Consider the following 17,064-nt stretch of genomic DNA (forward strand, 5'->3'; position numbering starts at 1 on the left):
CAATTAACCATATGCGGCAGCCGCATCGTGATCGATTGCCCACAGACTTGATATGTGGACGACAGAGAAAATTTAACGCTTTTTTAACGATTGTCACAAGACGGAATCGACGCAGCGCACAATAAAAAACCCCGGCGCGAAGGCCGGGGTTTTAAAGGAATAGGCGAGGCTCTTAGAGAGCTGCCTTCGACTTTTCGAAACGCTTGCGGTCGTTGGCGTCGAGATACATCTTGCGCAGGCGAATGTTCTTCGGCGTCACTTCCATCAGCTCGTCGTCCTGGATCCAGGAAAGAGCACGATCGAGTGTCATGCGGATCGGCGGGGTAAGCTTCACGGCTTCGTCCTTGCCGGCGGCGCGGATGTTGGTGAGCTGCTTGCCCTTCAGGACGTTCACTTCAAGGTCGTTGTCGCGCGAATGGATGCCGATGATCATGCCGGCATAGACCTTTTCGCCCGGCTCGATGATCATCGGACCGCGGTCTTCCAGGTTGAACATCGCATAGGCGACGGCTTCGCCGGAACCGTTGGCGAGCAGCACGCCGTTGACGCGGCCACCGATCACGCCCTTGTAGGGCTGGTAGTCGTGGAACAGGCGGTTCATGATCGCCGTGCCGCGCGTATCGGTCAGCAACTCCGACTGGTAGCCGATGAGGCCGCGCGTCGGTGCGTAGAAACGCAGGCGAAGACGATTGCCGCCTGACGGACGCAGCTCGACCATCTCGGCCTTGCGCTCGGACATCTTCTGCACGACCACACCGGAATGCTCTTCGTCGACGTCGACGACAACTTCTTCGATCGGCTCGAGAACCTGGCCGCTTTCATCCTTGTGCATCACGACGCGCGGACGCGACACGGCGAGCTCGAAGCCTTCGCGACGCATGGTTTCGATGAGAACGGCGAGCTGAAGTTCACCGCGGCCGGACACGTAGAACGAATCCTTGCCTTCGGCTTCTTCGATTTTCAGGGCGACGTTGCCTTCGGCTTCCTTGAAGAGACGGTCGCGGATGACGCGGCTCGTCACCTTGTCGCCTTCAGTGCCCGCCAGCGGGCTGTCGTTGACGATGAAGGACATCGTGACGGTCGGCGGATCGATCGGCTGCGCCTTCATGGCTTCTGAGACGGCAGGATCGCAGAACGTATCAGCGACAGTACCCTTGGACAGGCCGGCGATCGCGACGATGTCGCCTGCCTGCGCATCTTCGATCGGCTGACGCTCGATACCACGGAACGCGAGGATCTTGGAGATACGGCCAGTTTCGATCAGCTTGCCATCCTGGCCCAGAACCTTGACGGCCTGGTTCGGCTTGATCGAGCCCGATGCGATACGGCCGGTGATAATGCGGCCGAGGAAGGGGTTGGCTTCAAGGATCGTTCCGATCATGCGGAACGGGCCTTCTTCGACCTTCGGTTCCGGAACGTGCTTGAGCACGAGATCGAGAAGCGGCGCAAGACCTTCGTCCTTCGGGCCTTCAGGATTGACGTTCATCCAGCCGTCGCGGCCCGAACCATACATGATGGGGAAGTCGAGCTGTTCGTCGGTCGCGTCGAGATTGGCAAAGAGGTCGAAGACTTCGTTGATGACTTCTTCATGGCGGCCGTCGGGACGGTCGATCTTGTTGATCGCGACGATCGGGCGAAGGCCGACCTTCAGCGCCTTGGAGACGACGAACTTCGTCTGCGGCATCGGACCTTCGGAAGAGTCGACCAGAACGATCGCACCATCCACCATCGACAGGATGCGCTCGACCTCACCGCCGAAGTCGGCGTGGCCGGGGGTGTCGACGATGTTGATGCGGACACCCTTCCATTCCACCGAGGTTGCCTTGGCGAGAATGGTGATGCCGCGTTCCTTTTCGAGGTCGTTCGAGTCCATCACGCGCTCTGCAACGCGCTGGTTCTCGCGGAACGAACCGGACTGTTTCAGGAGTTCGTCGACGAGGGTCGTTTTGCCATGGTCAACGTGCGCGATGATCGCGATGTTGCGAAGTGCCATTTGTCATAATCTCTGAGGCTGGGGCGCTACGCTTAGTGGACGCGCCATTTATGTTTGGCGCGCTCATACCGTTTTTTTCGCGATTGCGAAAGGGGGTGGCACGCGAAAGCTGCGGCATGGCTATCACCATGCCGCTTTGCTCTATGTCATCAAACTGTCTTAAGCGTCACTGCCTGTCAATTCCTCGAAGGTCGCAAGGCCCTTTTTGACCAGCATCGCGTCCGGGCTCGGCAGCTTGCCGCGGAAAGCCTTGTAGGCGTCTTCCGGATCGACGGAGCCGCCCGTGGAGTAGATATTGTTCCGAAGCTTTGCGGCCATTTCGCCGTTGAAGGCATCGCCCGTCTCTTCGAAGGCGGCGAAGGCATCGGCATCGAGCACTTCCGACCACATGTAGGAATAATAGCCCGCCGAATAACCGCCGGAGAAGATATGCTGGAAGTGCGGCGTGGCGTGACGCATGACGATCGATTTCGGCATGCCAATCTCCGAGAGCACCTCGGCCTGAACGGCCATCGGATCCTCCACCTTGTCGCGCGTATGGAAGGCCATGTCGACCAGCGCCGAAGAGGTGAACTCCACGGTGTTGAAGCCGGAATTGAAGGTGCGGGCGGCAAGCACCTTGTCAAGCAGCGCCTGTGGCATCGGCTCTCCGGTTTCGAAATGCACGGCATATTCCTTGAGGATGGCAGGAACCGTCAGCCAGTGCTCGTAGAGCTGCGAAGGAAGCTCGACGAAATCGCGCGAAACCCCCGTACCCGATACCGAGGGATAGGTGACGTTGGAGAGCATGCCGTGCAGCGCATGGCCGAATTCATGGAACAGCGTACGCGCATCGTCGAGCGAAAGCAGCGCCGGCTTTCCTTCCGCGGGCTTTGCGAAATTGCAGACATTGTAGATGATCGGCAGCTCGCCATGGTGGCCGTTCTTCATCGTCAGCTTGTGCTGCGACTGGAAGGAGCTCATCCAGGCGCCCGAACGTTTCGAGCTGCGGGCGAAATAGTCGCCGAGGAAAAGCGCGACGAGCTTGTCGTCCCGGTCGCGAATCTCGAAGACCCGGACGTCCGGGTGATAGGCGGCAACGCCCTTCTTCTCGACGGCATGAATGCCGAACAGGCGACCAGCAACGTCGAAGCAGGCGTCGATGATCTTTTCGAGCTGCAGATAGGGCTTCAGCTCCGCTTCCGAGAAATTGAACCGCTGCGCCCGGATCTTCTCCGCATAGTGACGCCAGTCCCACGGCATGACGTCGTGGTTCTTGCCTTCCGCGGTGATCAGCGCGGCGATATCCGCTTCTTCCTCGTGAGCGCGCTTCACCGCCCTTGCCCAGACGGCGCGCAGCAGGTCATTCACGGCCTCTGGCGTCTTCGCCATCGTGTTGTCGAGCTTCAGCTCGGCGAAGTTGGCGTAGCCGAGAAGCTTCGCCACCTCGTCACGCAACGCAAGGGTCTCTCTGATAATGCCGCGGTTATCCGTCTCGCCAACATTTTCACCACGCGCCACCCAGGCCTTGAACGCCTGCTCGCGAAGGTCCCGGCGCTCGGAGAAAGTGAGGAACGGCTCGATGATCGAGCGTGACAGCGTTACGGCATATTTGCCGTCCTCGCCGCGCTCGCGGGCAGCAGCTGCCATTGCGTCGCGCAGGAAATCGGGAATGCCGGCAAGTTCCTCTTCGCTGGAGAGGATCAGCGACCACCCCTTTTCGTCGGCAAGTACGTTCTGTCCGAAGCCGGTGCTGAGGCCGGCAAGCTTTTCGTTGATCGAAGCAAGTTTCTCCTGCTCCGCCTTTGGCAGCTTGGCGCCTGATTTGACGAAGCCTTTCCAATGCCGCTCCAGCACGCGTGTCTGCTCCAGCGTCAAGCCGACGCTTTCACGCTTTTCCCAGAGTGCGTCGATACGCTTGAAGAGGTCGGCATTCATGCCGATCTTCGAGTAATGCCGGGACATTTTCGGCGAAATATCCCGCTCCAGCGCCTGAATGACATCATTGGTATGTGCGCCGGCCCGGTTCCAGAAGAGAGAGGAAATACGCGATAGTTCATCCCCGGCAATCTCGAGTGCGACGACTGTATTGTCGAAACTCGGCTCTTCCTTGCTGCCGGCGATCGCGTCGATCTCTCTTTCGTGCAAGGCGAGCGCGGCCTCGAAGGCCGCGGCAAAATCGCTATCGGCAATGGCGTCAAAACGCGGCAGGCCATGAAGGCCATTCCAGTTGACAAGTGCCTGATTGAATTGAGTGGAAGAAGACATATGAAAGTCCTTTATGCCGGCAAGTGGATCAATAATATAGGAAGGTCGCCACGGAATTGATATGTGGCCGGCCGTGACTTTTGTCCGCCCGGCTAATTCTTGTGGGCAAGAATTGATACATAAAAATTAACCAATCGTTAACGATTGACGCGAATCGGCTCGAGACGCTAGTTTCCCCTTATCTTCAAGTAAGAGGACATGCGCATGGAAATTTTTTCCCTGCGGTCTTCTCAGAGTTTGCTATTCAAAAATAATACAAACAATAACGCAAAAAGTTCGAAGACCGCTGATATTGTAATCGAGCCTAAGCACGGCATTGCTCAAGGCTCATTCCAGATCGAAGATTTTGATAATCGCCAGGCGATCGATTTCACGGCCGTCAGTGCAGGCGAATTGCGCAGCTATGCCCGTCAGAGCCTTGACAATGGCTTGATTGATCAGAGTACCTTTGCCGCAATATCCGAACCATTGCCCATGCACGCGATCGATCCGCTCGGCAACGTCATCGATCTGTCCAATGTCACCGACGGCACCAGTTTCAACTTCCTGGACTACTACAAGGACCAGCTTCAGATCGCCATGTCGATTGGCGACCCGAATGAGGTTCAGACGCTGAGATCAGTCGTCGGCTTCCTTGCCAGCGAGACCTGATCAGGCTTTCCGCCAACCGAGCAGACCAGGCGTGGCATGCCACAGGGCCTGAACGGCGAAACCCATGAAGAGCACGCCCGAGCAACGTACGATCAGCCTTTCATGGGCGCGGTAGAAGCGGCGTACGACGCCGGCACCGATGATCCCGATCAGGATGATGTCGGCCGTGATGAAACCGACGAAGGACACGCTGAGCAGCATCGGCAGGGCCTGAAAGTCGAGCGCACTTGCAGAGCCTGCGACCAGCGCCGTGAACGTGGCGAGCGCCACCGGATAGCCCTTCGGGTTGGTGACCCCGAAAATCAGTCCGCGGCGGAACGGCCGCTCCACGACGAGCAGCGCCTGTCCCTCGGCCTTCGGCTTCGCATTGACGGCGCTCCAGCCGATCCAGGCGAGATAGAAGCCGCAGGCAAGCCCCAGCAGGTCGAAAACGAACGTGCCGATCGTCTTGGCGCCGACAATCGCAACCAGCGCCAGACCCGACCAGACGAGATCGCCGACGAGATGCCCCATCATGAAGAAGGCGCCCGCCTTGCGACCCTGCCCGGCGCCAATACCGAGAAGCTGCAGGAAAGCCGGACCGGGGATGAGCACATAGAAAAGCGCCGCCAGAAAGGCGCCGACAAGCAGGGAAAGCGGCATGGAAAGGCTCCGATGGTAACCGGTGCAGCTTATGCCATGACCTCGTCCCGTCAAGACACTCGTCAACGGTGTATAAGCCGGGAAAGAAAAAAGCCCGCGCGGCGGGGCCGGCGGGCTCTTTCGGATCGGTCTGACGAGCGTTACTTCTGCAGGTTACGCTTGCCGAGCGTGCGAAGACGCAGCGCATTGAGCTTGATGAAGCCGGCGGCATCCTTCTGGTCGTAGGCGCCCTGATCGTCTTCGAAGGTGACAAGCTTGTCGGAATAGAGCGATTTTTCGCTCTCACGGCCGGTTACCATGACATTGCCCTTATAGAGCTTCAGCGTCACTTCGCCTTCGACATGTTCCTGGCTCTTGTCGATGAGGGCCTGCAGCATTTCGCGCTCCGGCGAGAACCAGAAGCCGTAATAGATGAGCTCGGCATAACGCGGCATCAGCTCGTCCTTGAGGTGTGCCGCGCCACGGTCGAGCGTGATCGACTCGATCGCGCGATGCGCCGCGAGGAGGATCGTGCCGCCGGGGGTCTCGTAGACGCCGCGCGACTTCATGCCGACGAAGCGGTTCTCGACGAGATCGAGGCGACCGATACCGTTGTCGCGGCCATAATTGTTGAGGGTCGCGAGCAATGTTGCCGGCGACATCTCGACACCGTTGATCGAGACGGCATCACCCTTGCGGAAACCAACCTTGATGGTCGTGGCCTTGTCGGGCGCAGCTTCCGGGGAGATGGTGCGCATATGCACATATTCCGGCGCTTCCTGCGCCGGGTCTTCCAGAACCTTGCCCTCGGAAGAGGAGTGCAGCAGGTTGGCGTCAACCGAGAAGGGAGCCTCACCCTTCTTGTCCTTGGCAACCGGGATCTGGTGCTTCTCGGCGAATTCGAGCAGATCGGTACGGCTCTTGAAGGACCAGTCGCGCCACGGCGCGATGATCTTGATGTCTGGGTTCAGCGCATAGGCAGAAAGCTCGAAGCGAACCTGGTCGTTGCCCTTGCCGGTCGCGCCATGTGCGATCGCGTCGGCGCCGGTCTTGCGGGCGATATCGATGAGGTGCTTGGAAATAAGCGGACGGGCAATCGACGTGCCGAGCAGGTAGACACCTTCATAGACGGCATTGGCGCGGAACATCGGGAAGACGAAATCGCGCACGAATTCTTCGCGCACGTCCTCGATATAGATCTCCTTGATGCCGAGCATCTCGGCCTTCTTGCGCGCCGGCTCCAGCTCTTCGCCCTGGCCGAGATCGGCGGTGAAGGTCACGACTTCAGCGCCGAGTTCGGTCTGCAGCCACTTCAGGATGATCGAGGTATCGAGACCGCCCGAATAAGCGAGCACGACTTTCTTCACGTCTTTGTATGATGCCATGATGATGAGGTCCGTTGCATGAAGGCCGCGGCACACCCGCAAAGCCCGGTATCGCGGCACTTTTAGCGAGATTGGCGCGTGACGCAAGGGCAACGAGGCGCCAGCGGTACCCCGATAAGGTTTGACAGCGCAAAAGCAGAGCCCATATTCGGCACCGTCCGAACAATGCTCCGAGGAGAGGCCAGTCCCGTGACGAATATTCAAGACATTTTCAAACAATCCAATGTTGCCGTCATCACCGGCGGCGCATCCGGCATCGGCCTTGCCGCCGCAAAATACTTCGCCAGGGCCGGCATGAGCGTCGTGATCGCCGATCTCGGTGGCGACAGGCTCGCCAGCGCCCGCGCCGAACTGGAGGCGATCGCGGGCCAGGAGCATGTGATGGCTGTCGAGACCGACGTATCGCAGAAGGAGCAGATCGAAGCCCTCGAGCGCGCTGTCATCCAGCGCTTCGGCCGCGTGCATGTGTTGATGAACAATGCCGGCATCGGCCCGGAAACCTCGATCTTCAGCCCGCAGGCCGGCTGGGACAATATTCTTGCGGTCAATCTTCTCGGCGTCGTCAACGGCGTCAGGGCATTCGGCCCGGGCATGATAGCTCATAACGAACCCGGCCTTATCATCAATACCGGCTCCAAGCAGGGCATCACCACCCCGCCTGGCAACCCCGCCTACAATGTTTCCAAGGCCGGTGTGAAGGTCTTCACTGAAGCGCTCGAGCATGAACTGCGCAATATCGAGGGTGCTGGTATTTCCGCGCATCTGCTGATCCCCGGCTTCGTCTTTACCGGCCTCACCAAAGGCGATCGCCAGGAAAAGCCTGCCGCGGCCTGGACGCCAGAACAGACGGTCGATTTCATGGTCGAAAGCCTGGAGCGCGGCGATTTCTACATCCTATGCCCCGATAACGACGTAGCCCGTCCTGTCGATGAACGCCGCATGGCCTGGGCGATGGGCGATATCATCGAGAACCGCCCGCCGCTGTCACGCTGGCACAAGGATTACGCTGACAAATTCAAGGCCTATCTCGAACAGAAGTAATCGGTGCCATCACAAGGTTTGATTGGTAAATTTCTGAAAGCCGCGTAAGAGATCGCCGGATCTTTCTCCGGCTTTCAGAGTATACCATGGAGTTCCTGCCAAGTTTTCCGACGCTTATTGCCTTCGCCGCCGCCACTTTGTTGCTGGCGGCAACCCCCGGCCCTGACATGACCTTGTCGATCAGCCGTGCGCTGGCACAGGGCAAGAAGGCAGCCCTTTTCGTTGTTCTTGGCACCAGCCTCGGCATCGTCGTGCACACGATGCTGGTCGCCTTCGGCATATCGGCTTTGATCACCGCTTCTCCGACCGCTTTCCTGATCCTGAAGACCGGCGGCGCCGCCTATCTCTTCTGGCTGGCAGTGCAGGCAATCCGCTACGGCTCGAAGCTGACCGTCGCTAAGGTTGAAGGCCCAAGGGGCACGATCCTTTCGAACATTTCCTCGGGCTTCTGGGTCAACCTGCTGAACCCGAAGGTCATCATCTTCTTCATGACCTTCCTGCCGCAGTTCGTCGATGCGAGTGATCCCGCCGTGACGCACAAGCTGCTCTTCCTCGGCTTCTGCTTCATCCTGGTCGGAATGCCGGTCAACGCGGCTGTCGTCATGGCTGCCGACTGGCTGTCGAGCTGGCTGCAGAGCAACAGGAAGGTGCTGCGCGGCATGGATTATACCTTCGCTGGCGTCTTCTCGGTCTTCGCCGCCAAGATCCTGCTCACACAGGCGCGCTGATCAATGATCAGCACGCTGTCGGCCTAACCGATCAKCAGCGCATCGTCGTCGAGCGTCTGGCCACGCATCTTGCGGAACATGGCGATCAGATCTTCGACCTGCAGGTTCTTCCTGTTGTCCCCAGCCACGTCGAGCACGATCTCGCCGCCATGCAGCATGATCGTGCGGTGGCCGTAGTCCAGCGCCTGACGCATGGAATGCGTCACCATCATGGTCGTCAGCTTGCGTTCGGAAACGATCTTCTGCGTCAGGTTCATGACGAACTCGGCCATACCGGGATCGAGCGCTGCCGTATGCTCGTCGAGCAACAGCACTTCGGAGCCGGCAAGCGTCGCCATGACGAGCGAAACGGCCTGCCGCTGACCGCCGGACAGCAGGTCCATACGGTCTCTTAGCCGGTTTTCCAGCCCGAGATTAAGCTCGGCGATCCGCTCCTTGAAATAGTCGCGGCGGCTTCCACCGAGAGCTGCGCCAAGCCCGCGCTTTTCACCGCGCCGGGCGGCCAGAGCGAGGTTCTCCTCGATCGACAGCGCACCGCAGCTTCCGGTCAATGGATCCTGGAAAACGCGTGCCACCAGACCGGCGCGGGCCGATGTAGACTTGCGCGTCACGTCGGTCTTGCCGATCAGAACCGAGCCCTCGCTCGGGATGACATCACCGGCGAGCACACCGAGCAGGGTCGATTTGCCGGCGCCATTGGAGCCGATGACGGTGACGAAAGAGCCTTCCTCGATTGTCAGGCTGACGCCGTTCAGCGCCTGTTTCTGCAGCGGCGTGCCACGCCCGAAAACAACCTTGATGTCCTTGACGCTGATCATGATGCGGCACCTCCGCGAAGGCGGGGAAGAATGAGCGCGACAGTCACGAGAACCGCCGTCACGAAATTGAGGTCGGAGGCCTGCAGGCCGATGACGTCGCTCGACAGCGCAAGCTGGATGGCGATGCGGTAGATGATCGAGCCGAACACGCATCCGATAAGCGCAATCAGCAGCCCCCGCCGCCCAAGCAGCGTCTCGCCGATAATGACTGCAGCAAGGCCGACGACGATGGTGCCGACACCCGAGGTGACGTCCGCAAATCCGTTGGTCTGCGCAAACAGCGCGCCGCCAAGCGCCACCAGCGCATTGGAAATCGCCATGCCCAGATAGATCTGCCGGCTGGTATCGACACCCTGGGCGCGGGCCATGCGGGCATTGGCGCCGGTCGCGCGCATCGCAAGCCCGGCATCGCTTTCAAGGAAGCGCCAAACGACGATGACGGTGATAACGACGAGGGTGCCGACGAAGAGCGGCCGAACGTAGAAATCCCTGAGCCCATGCCCGAAGAAGGGACTGATCATCGTATCGGCATTGATGAGCGCGACATTCGGCTTGCCCATGACGCGTAGATTGACCGAGAAGAGCGCGATCATCGTCAGGATCGAGGCGAGCAAGTTGAGGATCTTGAACCGCACATTGAGGAGCGCCGTCACCATTCCGGCTCCGGCCCCCGCTGCCATCGCGATCAGTGCTGCGAGCCACGCATTGACGCCGGCGATGATCAGCACCGCAGTCACGGCTGCGCCGAGCGGGAACGAACCGTCCACCGTCAGATCCGGAAAATCGAGAACGCGGAACGCAAGATAGACGCCGAGCGCGACGAAGGAATAAACCAGACCGAGCTCGACGGCCCCCCAGAATGCAATTTGGCTCAAGGCTTTCAGCCCCTTTTGTTTCCGTTCCGCCCGTCGCGAAACGGGAGCCTTTTAATATATTCAGCCGCCCCCGTGCAAACGGGAGCGGCTGATCGTAGCTAAGACCTTGGAACGACAGTCGATTATTCGATGACTTTGTTGGCGCGCGAGACAACGCTTTCCGGCAGGGTGACACCCATTTTGGCCGCAGCTGCCTTGTTGATGACGAGATCGCTGCCGGCCGCGGTCTTCACCGCGATATCACCGGGATTTTCACCCTTCAGCACGCGAACGACGATCTCGCCGGTCTGCTTGCCGACATCATAGTAATTGAAGCCAAGCGCTGCGATCGAGCCGCGAGAAACGGAATCCGTATCGGCGGTGAAGAGCGGCAGCTTGCTTTCTTCTGCAACGGCAACCGCACCTTCCAGCGCCGAGATGATCGTATTGTCGGTCGGGATATAGATCGCATCGGCGCGGCCGACGAGCGCGCGGGCAGCGCCCTGCACTTCGGCGGACTTCGTCGCAGCCGATTCAACAACGGTGATGCCGGCCTTCTCGGCTTCAGCCTTCAGTGCCGCCAGAAGCGAGACCGAGTTGGCCTCGCCGGAATTGTAGAGGTAGCCGATCGTCTTCACATTAGGCAGGATTTCCTTGATGAGCGCGATGTGTTCGCCGACCGGCGACATGTCGGAAAGCCCCGTCACGTTGCCGCCCGGCTTATCCATGTTCTTGACGAGTTGCGCGCCGAGCGGGTCGGAAACGGCGGTGAAGACGACAGGGATATCGCGCGTCGAGGAAACGACGGCCTGGGCCGACGGCGTGGAGATCGGCACGATCACGTTGGGCTCGTCACCGGCGAACTGGCGGGCGATCTGGGCTGCCGTTGCCGGATTGCCCTGCGCGGATTCGAAGACGAATTTGAGGTTTTCGCCTTCCTTATAGCCGGCAGCAGTCAGCGCATCGAGCACGCCTTTGCGCGCAGCATCGAGCGCCGGATGTTCGACGATTGCGGTGACGGCAACCGTGACGTCGGCGGCCTTGACCGGTAGGGTAAGGGCCAAAGTTGCGGCACAGGCCAGAAGAATTGAACGCATGGGGTGTCCTCCACAATGATTTTGGGGGCACTTTTAGAAAAAGCGCCCCCGTTAATCAATCGCAGAGATTTGTTGCGACGATCAAACTTGCTGATCAGTCGTCTGCGCCGTGGTTGGCGATCATCATGGCTTCAAAGGCAAGACGCTCGGTCTTGCGCATGCGTTCGGATTCCGACTTCAACTGACCGCAGGCAGCGAGAATATCGCGGCCGCGCGGCGTGCGGATCGGCGAAGCGTAACCCGCCGAATTGATGAAATCGGCAAATTTCTCGATCTGCGCCCAGTCGGAACACTGATAGTTCGTGCCCGGCCAGGGGTTGAAGGGGATGAGGTTGATCTTCGCCGGCACGCCCTTCAGGAGCTGGATCAACCCCTTGGCGTCTTCCAGACTGTCATTGACGTCCTTCAGCATCACATATTCGAACGTAATGCGCCGCGCATTCGAAAGACCGGGATAGTTCCGGCAGGCTTCGATCAGTTCCTTCAGCGGATACTTCTTGTTGATCGGCACGAGAATGTCGCGCAGGTCATCACGCACCGCATGCAGCGAGATCGCCAGCATCACACCGATTTCTTCGCCGGTGCGCAGGATCTCGGGTACGACACCAGACGTGGAAAGCGTTACACGGCGCTTGGACAGTGAAAGACCWTCACCATCCGTCGCGATCAGCAGCGCCTGCTTGACGGCATCGAAATTATAGAGCGGCTCGCCCATGCCCATCATCACGATATTGCTGACCTTGCGGCCTTCCGACGGCACCATGGCGCCGACAGGCACGTCGCGGTCAGGGAAATCGCCGAGCCGATCACGGGCGAGCAGAAGCTGGGAGAGGATTTCCTCGGCTGTGAGGTTGCGAACCAGCCGCTGCGTGCCGGTGTGACAGAAGGAACAGGTGAGCGTGCAGCCGACCTGGCTGGAAATGCAGAGCGTGCCGCGCCCTTCCTCGGGAATATAGACGGCCTCGATCTCGACCGGACGGCCGGCACCCCGCGGCGGAAAACGCAACAGCCATTTGCGCGTGCCGTCGTTGGAAATCTGCTCTTCGACAATTTCGGGCCGGGCGATGGTGAAATGCTGCTTCAGCATCTCGCGCATGTCCTTGGCGACATTCGTCATGTGGTCGAAGTCGGACACGCCGCGCACATAGATCCAGTTCCAGAGCTGCGAGACACGCATCTTGATCTGCTTGTCCGGCACACCTTTTTCGCGCAGCGCCGTACCCATTTCCTCGCGCGTCAATCCGATCAGCGAGGGTTTTGGCGCAAGCTCAGTACCGAGAGGCGCCCGTCCGGCGGGCTTGGCAACGGTCATCGCATCCATAACGGACATAATCTTCTAATCCCGAACTCAACATGGCAACCATCCCGGAAAGCCGGAAGACTTACGGGGCCGGTGACGCATGATTGCAGAAATGAATGGGCGGAGCGGCGATGAATTCGCCATCCTTCCGCAGTTGCGCGCCGCTTTAGCATCAATTTGCCTCCACGTCACTAGACCCGCGTCACGAGAGATGGAGGCGTCCCTATAGATGGAAACGACGAAGGCCGGCGCAAGGCCGGCCTTCGAAACATTGCCTCAAGCAATCGAACTTACTTGCAGCTTTCGATCTGCTTCAGTGCAGCCGAAATACCAGAGAGCGAATAGCTGTAGGACGTGCCGGTGCCCTTGCGCGAGACAGCGTTGACGGTCATCGAATGGCCCGTCTTCATGGCTGCGACGAGCGCCGGCTCCTGCGCGGCGTTCTCGACCCACGCAGCCTTGTCCTTGGTGAACATCACGAAGGTCTTGTTGTCGATGACAACATTTACCTTGGAGTTTTCCTGCAGCGAATAGCCCATCATAGCCTGCGGCTCATAGGAGATGTTCTGGCCTGGGCGCTGCGACACGATGAAGAAATTGTCGCCGTGGTCGACGCTTGCCGGCTGCTTTGCAGTCGGTACCGAAAGCACGTAGCAGACGGTGGATGCACCTGACTTGTAGGAGTAGGCGCCCCATGCCTGGAACTGCTGGATGCGGGTCGGTGCTGCTGCCGCCTGCTGCGCTGCCGCCACTCCGGTCATAGCAACTGTGAGGGCGAAAGCGGATACGATACTTTTTACGAACATGGAATTCCTGCCGGTTCTTGCGGTTCAAGGCCCGAAGCGATCATTGCGGGCGGCGCATAATCACGATCTGCTTTATTTTGACTTAATTCAGGTTACCAAATGGTCAACAATGGCTGCGAATTGTATCTGCCTGTTTCATTTTCGCCCGACCGTTAACGTCTGAACCCGACAGCGGCGCCTGTGTCACGCTCTGTCGTGATGGGCTGAGCCATCGGTTCGGGTGAATTTAAGACACAAAGATTCAGGCAAGAGTTTGACCTTTCTCAAATCCGTTGTACCTCATTAAGGTGTGGAAATTCAGGACGAAATCTGTGTCGTAGGGAGTGCGTGAGGGGATATGGATGCCGAGGAAAGACAGCGTTTCGCTGCCCTCGCAAAGGCCGTTGCCGATCAGCGCGACGAGTCCGCATTCTCCGTTCTGTTCGACTATTTCGCACCGCGCCTGAAATCATGGCTGATGCGCCAGAAGATGACATCAGGCGAGGCAGAGGAACTGGTTCAGGAGATCATGATCGTTCTCTGGCACAAGGCCGCTCTCTACGATCCCAGCCGCTCCTCGCTTTCCACCTGGCTTTTCCGCATCGCGCGGAACCGTCGCATCGATCAGCAGCGCCGCGCCCGGGTTCGTGTTCTCGATGGCGAGGATCCGACGCTGCAGCCGCCCGAGGAAATGCGTGCCGACGAAATCGTCGCCAATGACGATCGCGACGCGCAGGTGCGCGACGCCGTCAGTCAATTGCCCGAGGAGCAGCGGGCACTTCTCCAGGCTGCCTTCTTTCTTGGCCAGTCGCATTCGCAAATCGCTGACGCGACCGGCCTGCCACTCGGCACGGTAAAATCGCGCATCAGGCTCGCCTTCGGCAAGCTGAGAAACCTGCTGGAGCGGGAAGAGGTCTGAAGCGTGCGGCGGTTTGCGATGACGACAGGCGTCAAAACAAGGGTCCGGCGGAGCAGGCGCATCTGAAAAATCGGGACGCGATTTAAATCGTCTTCATCCCGTCTTCGGAACGGTCGGCGAGAACGCGATCGGCCGCCTCGTAATGGCTTGGCCGGATATTGCCCCTCACCATGGCAAAGGCTGCCGACAGGACGGCGACATCATCCGAAAAGCCGATTACGGCAAAGATATCGGGGATGATATCGACCGGCATGACGAAATAGGCAAGCGCTGCCAGGAGAACGCCGCGCACCCTGGTTGGCGTCTGCGGATCAAGCGCGCAATAGAAACCGGCAACCACATCGCGTGAGAATGGAATTTGACGTACGGCACGGCGAAAGGTCGGCCAGAATTTCTGCCGCACCGTCTTTTCACGAYGGTTCTGCGTATCCTCGTCGCCCGGCAACAGGATTTCTCCGTATTTGACCTCGTCCATCCCGATATCCCTTGTGGTCGCTCCGAACATATGGTGACGACCGAAACCGTTTCAATCAACTCGCGGCGCTGCAGCCTTGTCCATGGCCTTTGCAAGCTTGAAATCCAGCTCAGTCAGCCCGCCGGCATCATGCGTGTTGAGCTTGACCTCGACTCGGGAATAAACGTTGAACCATTCCGGATGATGGTTGAGTTTTTCCGCAGCAAGTGCCGATTCGGCCATGAAGCCGAAAGCTTCGACGAAGCTGCCGAATTTGAACGTCTTCGAAATCGAGCCCGCCGCATCATCGAGCGTCCAGCCCTTGAGCTCGCCAAGCAATTGGCTGATCACCGGTCTTTCCAGCTTTTCCCTTTTCATGCCATGCTCCTTCCATCCTTCGCCAGGTTCTCAGATGAAACGTATCAGCATCCTCTTTGTTTGCATGGGCAATATCTGCCGCTCTCCACTTGCCGAGGGAATATTCAGCCATATCGCGGATGAGGCAGGCCTTGGCGATGCGTTCCGCGTCGATTCCGCCGGCCTCGGCGGCTGGCATCAGGGAGAACTTCCCGACCGACGCTCGATCGCCGCCGCAAGCGCACATGGCATCGACATTTCCGGGCAACGCGCCCGCAAGATATTGCTCGAGGATTTTGACGATTTCGATCTGATCCTCGCCATGGACCGGTCGAATGTCTCTGAACTGCGCCGGCGTTCCCCCGACCGGGAAAATATCCACCTTTTCGGCGATTTCGCGCTCGACACCGGGGAAGATATTCCCGATCCCTATTATGGCGACCGGGAAGACTTCGAGTTCGTTTATGCCAGGCTCTTCAGTGGCTGCAGCACGCTGGTCGAGAGGCTCGGTGCCATCAGCGGTTCGTGGAGTGGGAACACCTCCTCGGTGAGGTAGGGTCCGCCGCCAACCGATTCGCGCGACGACAGAAGCACGAAGCGCGGTACGGTGAAGGTCGAGGTCTGGAAGTTGCCGCGGCCGGCGAGGTACTGGACGACATCATCGACACGGGAATATTTCAGCCTGGCAAGGGTGACATGCGGCGTAAACTTGCGCGGGTCGGGCGGCAGGCCGATACGCTGGCAGATCCGCTCGATCTCGCCCTGCAGGGCGTACATTTCCGGCGAAGGAGAAACTCCCGCCCAGATCGAATGGGGTTTTTTGGAGCCGAAGGAGCCGATGCCCTCAAGCCGGAGCTGGAATTCCGGCCGGTCGATACGATCGAGGCGCTCGACGATTTCGTCTGCCGTGCGTCCGTCGACATCGCCGATGAAGCGAAGTGTGATGTGGTAATTCTCCACATCGATCCATCGAGCTCCGGGAAGACCACCGCGCAACAATGACAGGCTCATCGCCGCATTGCGCGGAATTTCGAGGGCGGTAAATAGTCTCGGCATAACGAGCACTCCCCGAATCTTTTGCAGGTGCTCACACGGAATCACGCATTACAAACCTGTGCAAGCCCCTATTTCTTCACAGAAGAAATCGTTCCAACGAATTTCGTGACAGCTGGTTCCATCTTTTCCACCATAACGTCCACCCCCTTGGCGTTGGGATGCATGCCGTCGTCGAGTTTCAGGCCAGCATCCAGGACCACGCCGTCGAGAAAAAATGGATAGAGTTCAACCCCATGTTTTTCCGCAAGTTTCTGGTAGATCGGGTTGAAGCGTTCGGCATAGTCCGCACCCATGTTCGGCGGTGCCATCATGCCGGCAAGCAATACCGCAATGCCGCGCTCTTTTAACCGGCTTATCATCTGGTCGAGATTCTTTTCACTCTGATCCGGAGGGATGCCGCGAAGCGCATCATTGGCCCCGAGTTCGAGAATCACCCCATCGGTTCCGTCAGGAACGGACCAATCGATTCGCGCAAGCCCGCCCGTGGTTGTGTCGCCCGAGACGCCGGCATTGGTGATCGAAACATCGATCCCCTTGGCCTTCAGAGCCGCCTGCAGCTTTTCAGGAAAGCCGTCGCCCGGCGGCAGCTGGTAGCCCGCCATCAGGCTGTCGCCGAAACCGACCAGATTGACCGTGCGTGCTTGCGCAACCGTCGAGAAAATCAGGGAGAAGACGATGACAGCGAAGTGAAGGGCGGCAACTTTAAATCTCATAATGCTTTCCCTAGATTGGCTAGGTGCCGTTATGCGGCCATTCGG

The 17,064-nt window shown here is 59.0% G+C and carries 18 protein-coding genes; 5 read left to right on the plus strand and 13 right to left on the minus strand.

Annotated features, from left to right (window positions below; all coding sequences use genetic code 11):
* Nucleotides 1-172: 172 nt before the first annotated feature.
* Both typA and AC1DF8_RS08120 read right to left on the minus strand, forming a co-directional pair.
* On the minus strand, nt 173-1,993 hold the full coding sequence (gene typA / locus AC1DF8_RS08115) for a translational GTPase TypA (protein ID WP_112545634.1): 1,821 nt from the start codon (nt 1,991-1,993) through the stop codon (nt 173-175).
* 159 nt (nt 1,994-2,152) lie between these two features.
* Nucleotides 2,153-4,240, minus strand: coding sequence for a M3 family metallopeptidase (locus tag AC1DF8_RS08120; RefSeq protein WP_477995664.1), 2,088 nt, complete (start codon nt 4,238-4,240; stop codon nt 2,153-2,155).
* A gap of 204 nt (nt 4,241-4,444) precedes the next feature.
* On the opposite strand from AC1DF8_RS08120, the gene AC1DF8_RS08125 reads away from it, so the two are divergent.
* The gene (locus AC1DF8_RS08125; protein WP_029868786.1) at nt 4,445-4,891 is read left to right on the plus strand and encodes a hypothetical protein; all 447 of its coding nucleotides are present in this window, start codon (nt 4,445-4,447) and stop codon (nt 4,889-4,891) included.
* On the opposite strand, the gene AC1DF8_RS08130 is transcribed toward AC1DF8_RS08125, so the two are convergent.
* Nucleotides 4,892-5,533 carry a LysE family translocator gene (locus tag AC1DF8_RS08130; protein WP_029868785.1) on the minus strand — a complete coding sequence of 214 codons (642 nt, stop codon included), beginning with the start codon at nt 5,531-5,533 and terminating at the stop codon, nt 4,892-4,894.
* Between the two features lie 140 nt (nt 5,534-5,673).
* Complete coding sequence (locus AC1DF8_RS08135; protein ID WP_029868784.1) at nt 5,674-6,897, minus strand: argininosuccinate synthase; 1,224 nt, start codon at nt 6,895-6,897, stop codon at nt 5,674-5,676.
* 189 nt (nt 6,898-7,086) lie between these two features.
* Between AC1DF8_RS08135 and AC1DF8_RS08140 the strand changes: the two genes are divergently transcribed.
* Both AC1DF8_RS08140 and AC1DF8_RS08145 read left to right on the plus strand, forming a co-directional pair.
* On the plus strand, nt 7,087-7,938 hold the full coding sequence (locus AC1DF8_RS08140; RefSeq protein WP_477995667.1) for an SDR family NAD(P)-dependent oxidoreductase: 852 nt from the start codon (nt 7,087-7,089) through the stop codon (nt 7,936-7,938).
* Nucleotides 7,939-8,024: 86 nt separating this feature from the next.
* Entirely contained in the window at nt 8,025-8,666 is a 642-nt protein-coding gene (locus AC1DF8_RS08145) for a LysE family translocator (RefSeq protein WP_029868782.1), read from the plus strand.
* 23 nt (nt 8,667-8,689) lie between these two features.
* Here AC1DF8_RS08145 and AC1DF8_RS08150 read toward each other — a convergent pair whose 3' ends face one another.
* The 5 genes from AC1DF8_RS08150 to AC1DF8_RS08170 form a co-directional block, all read right to left on the minus strand.
* Nucleotides 8,690-9,484, minus strand: a complete 795-nt coding sequence (locus AC1DF8_RS08150; RefSeq protein WP_477995669.1) for an ABC transporter ATP-binding protein — start codon at nt 9,482-9,484, stop codon at nt 8,690-8,692.
* Nucleotides 9,481-10,359 carry an ABC transporter permease gene (locus AC1DF8_RS08155; RefSeq protein WP_477995671.1) on the minus strand — a complete coding sequence of 293 codons (879 nt, stop codon included), beginning with the start codon at nt 10,357-10,359 and terminating at the stop codon, nt 9,481-9,483. The genes AC1DF8_RS08150 and AC1DF8_RS08155 overlap by 4 nt, the downstream gene beginning before the upstream one ends.
* A gap of 122 nt (nt 10,360-10,481) precedes the next feature.
* Nucleotides 10,482-11,435 (minus strand): ABC transporter substrate-binding protein, encoded by a 954-nt coding sequence (locus tag AC1DF8_RS08160; RefSeq protein ID WP_029868779.1) that lies wholly within the window; start codon nt 11,433-11,435, stop codon nt 10,482-10,484.
* 94 nt (nt 11,436-11,529) lie between these two features.
* Nucleotides 11,530-12,765, minus strand: a complete 1,236-nt coding sequence (rlmN, locus tag AC1DF8_RS08165) for a dual-specificity RNA methyltransferase RlmN (protein ID WP_477995674.1) — start codon at nt 12,763-12,765, stop codon at nt 11,530-11,532.
* 260 nt (nt 12,766-13,025) lie between these two features.
* Nucleotides 13,026-13,541, minus strand: coding sequence for an invasion associated locus B family protein (locus tag AC1DF8_RS08170; protein ID WP_029868777.1), 516 nt, complete (start codon nt 13,539-13,541; stop codon nt 13,026-13,028).
* 337 nt (nt 13,542-13,878) lie between these two features.
* Between AC1DF8_RS08170 and AC1DF8_RS08175 the strand changes: the two genes are divergently transcribed.
* Complete coding sequence (locus AC1DF8_RS08175) at nt 13,879-14,439, plus strand: sigma-70 family RNA polymerase sigma factor (RefSeq protein WP_112545643.1); 561 nt, start codon at nt 13,879-13,881, stop codon at nt 14,437-14,439.
* Between the two features lie 82 nt (nt 14,440-14,521).
* Here the strand turns inward: AC1DF8_RS08175 and AC1DF8_RS08180 are convergent, their stop codons facing one another.
* Nucleotides 14,522-14,914 carry a YkvA family protein gene (locus AC1DF8_RS08180; protein WP_477995676.1) on the minus strand — a complete coding sequence of 131 codons (393 nt, stop codon included), beginning with the start codon at nt 14,912-14,914 and terminating at the stop codon, nt 14,522-14,524.
* Between the two features lie 51 nt (nt 14,915-14,965).
* Complete coding sequence (locus AC1DF8_RS08185; protein ID WP_112545644.1) at nt 14,966-15,271, minus strand: 4a-hydroxytetrahydrobiopterin dehydratase; 306 nt, start codon at nt 15,269-15,271, stop codon at nt 14,966-14,968.
* A gap of 34 nt (nt 15,272-15,305) precedes the next feature.
* On the opposite strand from AC1DF8_RS08185, the gene AC1DF8_RS08190 reads away from it, so the two are divergent.
* Complete coding sequence (locus tag AC1DF8_RS08190) at nt 15,306-15,806, plus strand: low molecular weight protein-tyrosine-phosphatase (RefSeq protein WP_477995679.1); 501 nt, start codon at nt 15,306-15,308, stop codon at nt 15,804-15,806.
* Here the strand turns inward: AC1DF8_RS08190 and thpR are convergent.
* Together thpR and AC1DF8_RS08200 are read right to left on the minus strand one after the other, a co-directional pair.
* A complete protein-coding gene (gene thpR, locus AC1DF8_RS08195) occupies nt 15,713-16,306 on the minus strand; it encodes an RNA 2',3'-cyclic phosphodiesterase (protein WP_112545646.1) in 594 nt (197 codons plus the stop codon). The genes AC1DF8_RS08190 and thpR overlap by 94 nt on opposite strands.
* 68 nt (nt 16,307-16,374) lie before the next feature.
* On the minus strand, nt 16,375-17,019 hold the full coding sequence (locus tag AC1DF8_RS08200; RefSeq protein WP_477995680.1) for an arylesterase: 645 nt from the start codon (nt 17,017-17,019) through the stop codon (nt 16,375-16,377).
* Nucleotides 17,020-17,064: the final 45 nt, after the last annotated feature.

Source organism: Rhizobium sp. 05N49 (genome assembly GCF_056396805.1).

Coding starts and splice junctions, on each gene's coding strand:
- AC1DF8_RS08160 (WP_029868779.1), bottom strand. CDS start 11,435: ATGCGTTCAATTCTTCTGGCCTGTGCCGCAACTTTGGCCCTTACCCTA.
- AC1DF8_RS08175 (WP_112545643.1), top strand. CDS start 13,879: ATGGATGCCGAGGAAAGACAGCGTTTCGCTGCCCTCGCAAAGGCCGTT.
- AC1DF8_RS08130 (WP_029868785.1), bottom strand. CDS start 5,533: ATGCCGCTTTCCCTGCTTGTCGGCGCCTTTCTGGCGGCGCTTTTCTAT.
- typA (WP_112545634.1), bottom strand. CDS start 1,993: ATGGCACTTCGCAACATCGCGATCATCGCGCACGTTGACCATGGCAAA.
- AC1DF8_RS08125 (WP_029868786.1), top strand. CDS start 4,445: ATGGAAATTTTTTCCCTGCGGTCTTCTCAGAGTTTGCTATTCAAAAAT.
- AC1DF8_RS08145 (WP_029868782.1), top strand. CDS start 8,025: ATGGAGTTCCTGCCAAGTTTTCCGACGCTTATTGCCTTCGCCGCCGCC.
- AC1DF8_RS08170 (WP_029868777.1), bottom strand. CDS start 13,541: ATGTTCGTAAAAAGTATCGTATCCGCTTTCGCCCTCACAGTTGCTATG.
- AC1DF8_RS08185 (WP_112545644.1), bottom strand. CDS start 15,271: ATGAAAAGGGAAAAGCTGGAAAGACCGGTGATCAGCCAATTGCTTGGC.
- AC1DF8_RS08135 (WP_029868784.1), bottom strand. CDS start 6,897: ATGGCATCATACAAAGACGTGAAGAAAGTCGTGCTCGCTTATTCGGGC.
- AC1DF8_RS08120 (WP_477995664.1), bottom strand. CDS start 4,240: ATGTCTTCTTCCACTCAATTCAATCAGGCACTTGTCAACTGGAATGGC.
- thpR (WP_112545646.1), bottom strand. CDS start 16,306: ATGCCGAGACTATTTACCGCCCTCGAAATTCCGCGCAATGCGGCGATG.
- AC1DF8_RS08190 (WP_477995679.1), top strand. CDS start 15,306: ATGAAACGTATCAGCATCCTCTTTGTTTGCATGGGCAATATCTGCCGC.
- AC1DF8_RS08200 (WP_477995680.1), bottom strand. CDS start 17,019: ATGAGATTTAAAGTTGCCGCCCTTCACTTCGCTGTCATCGTCTTCTCC.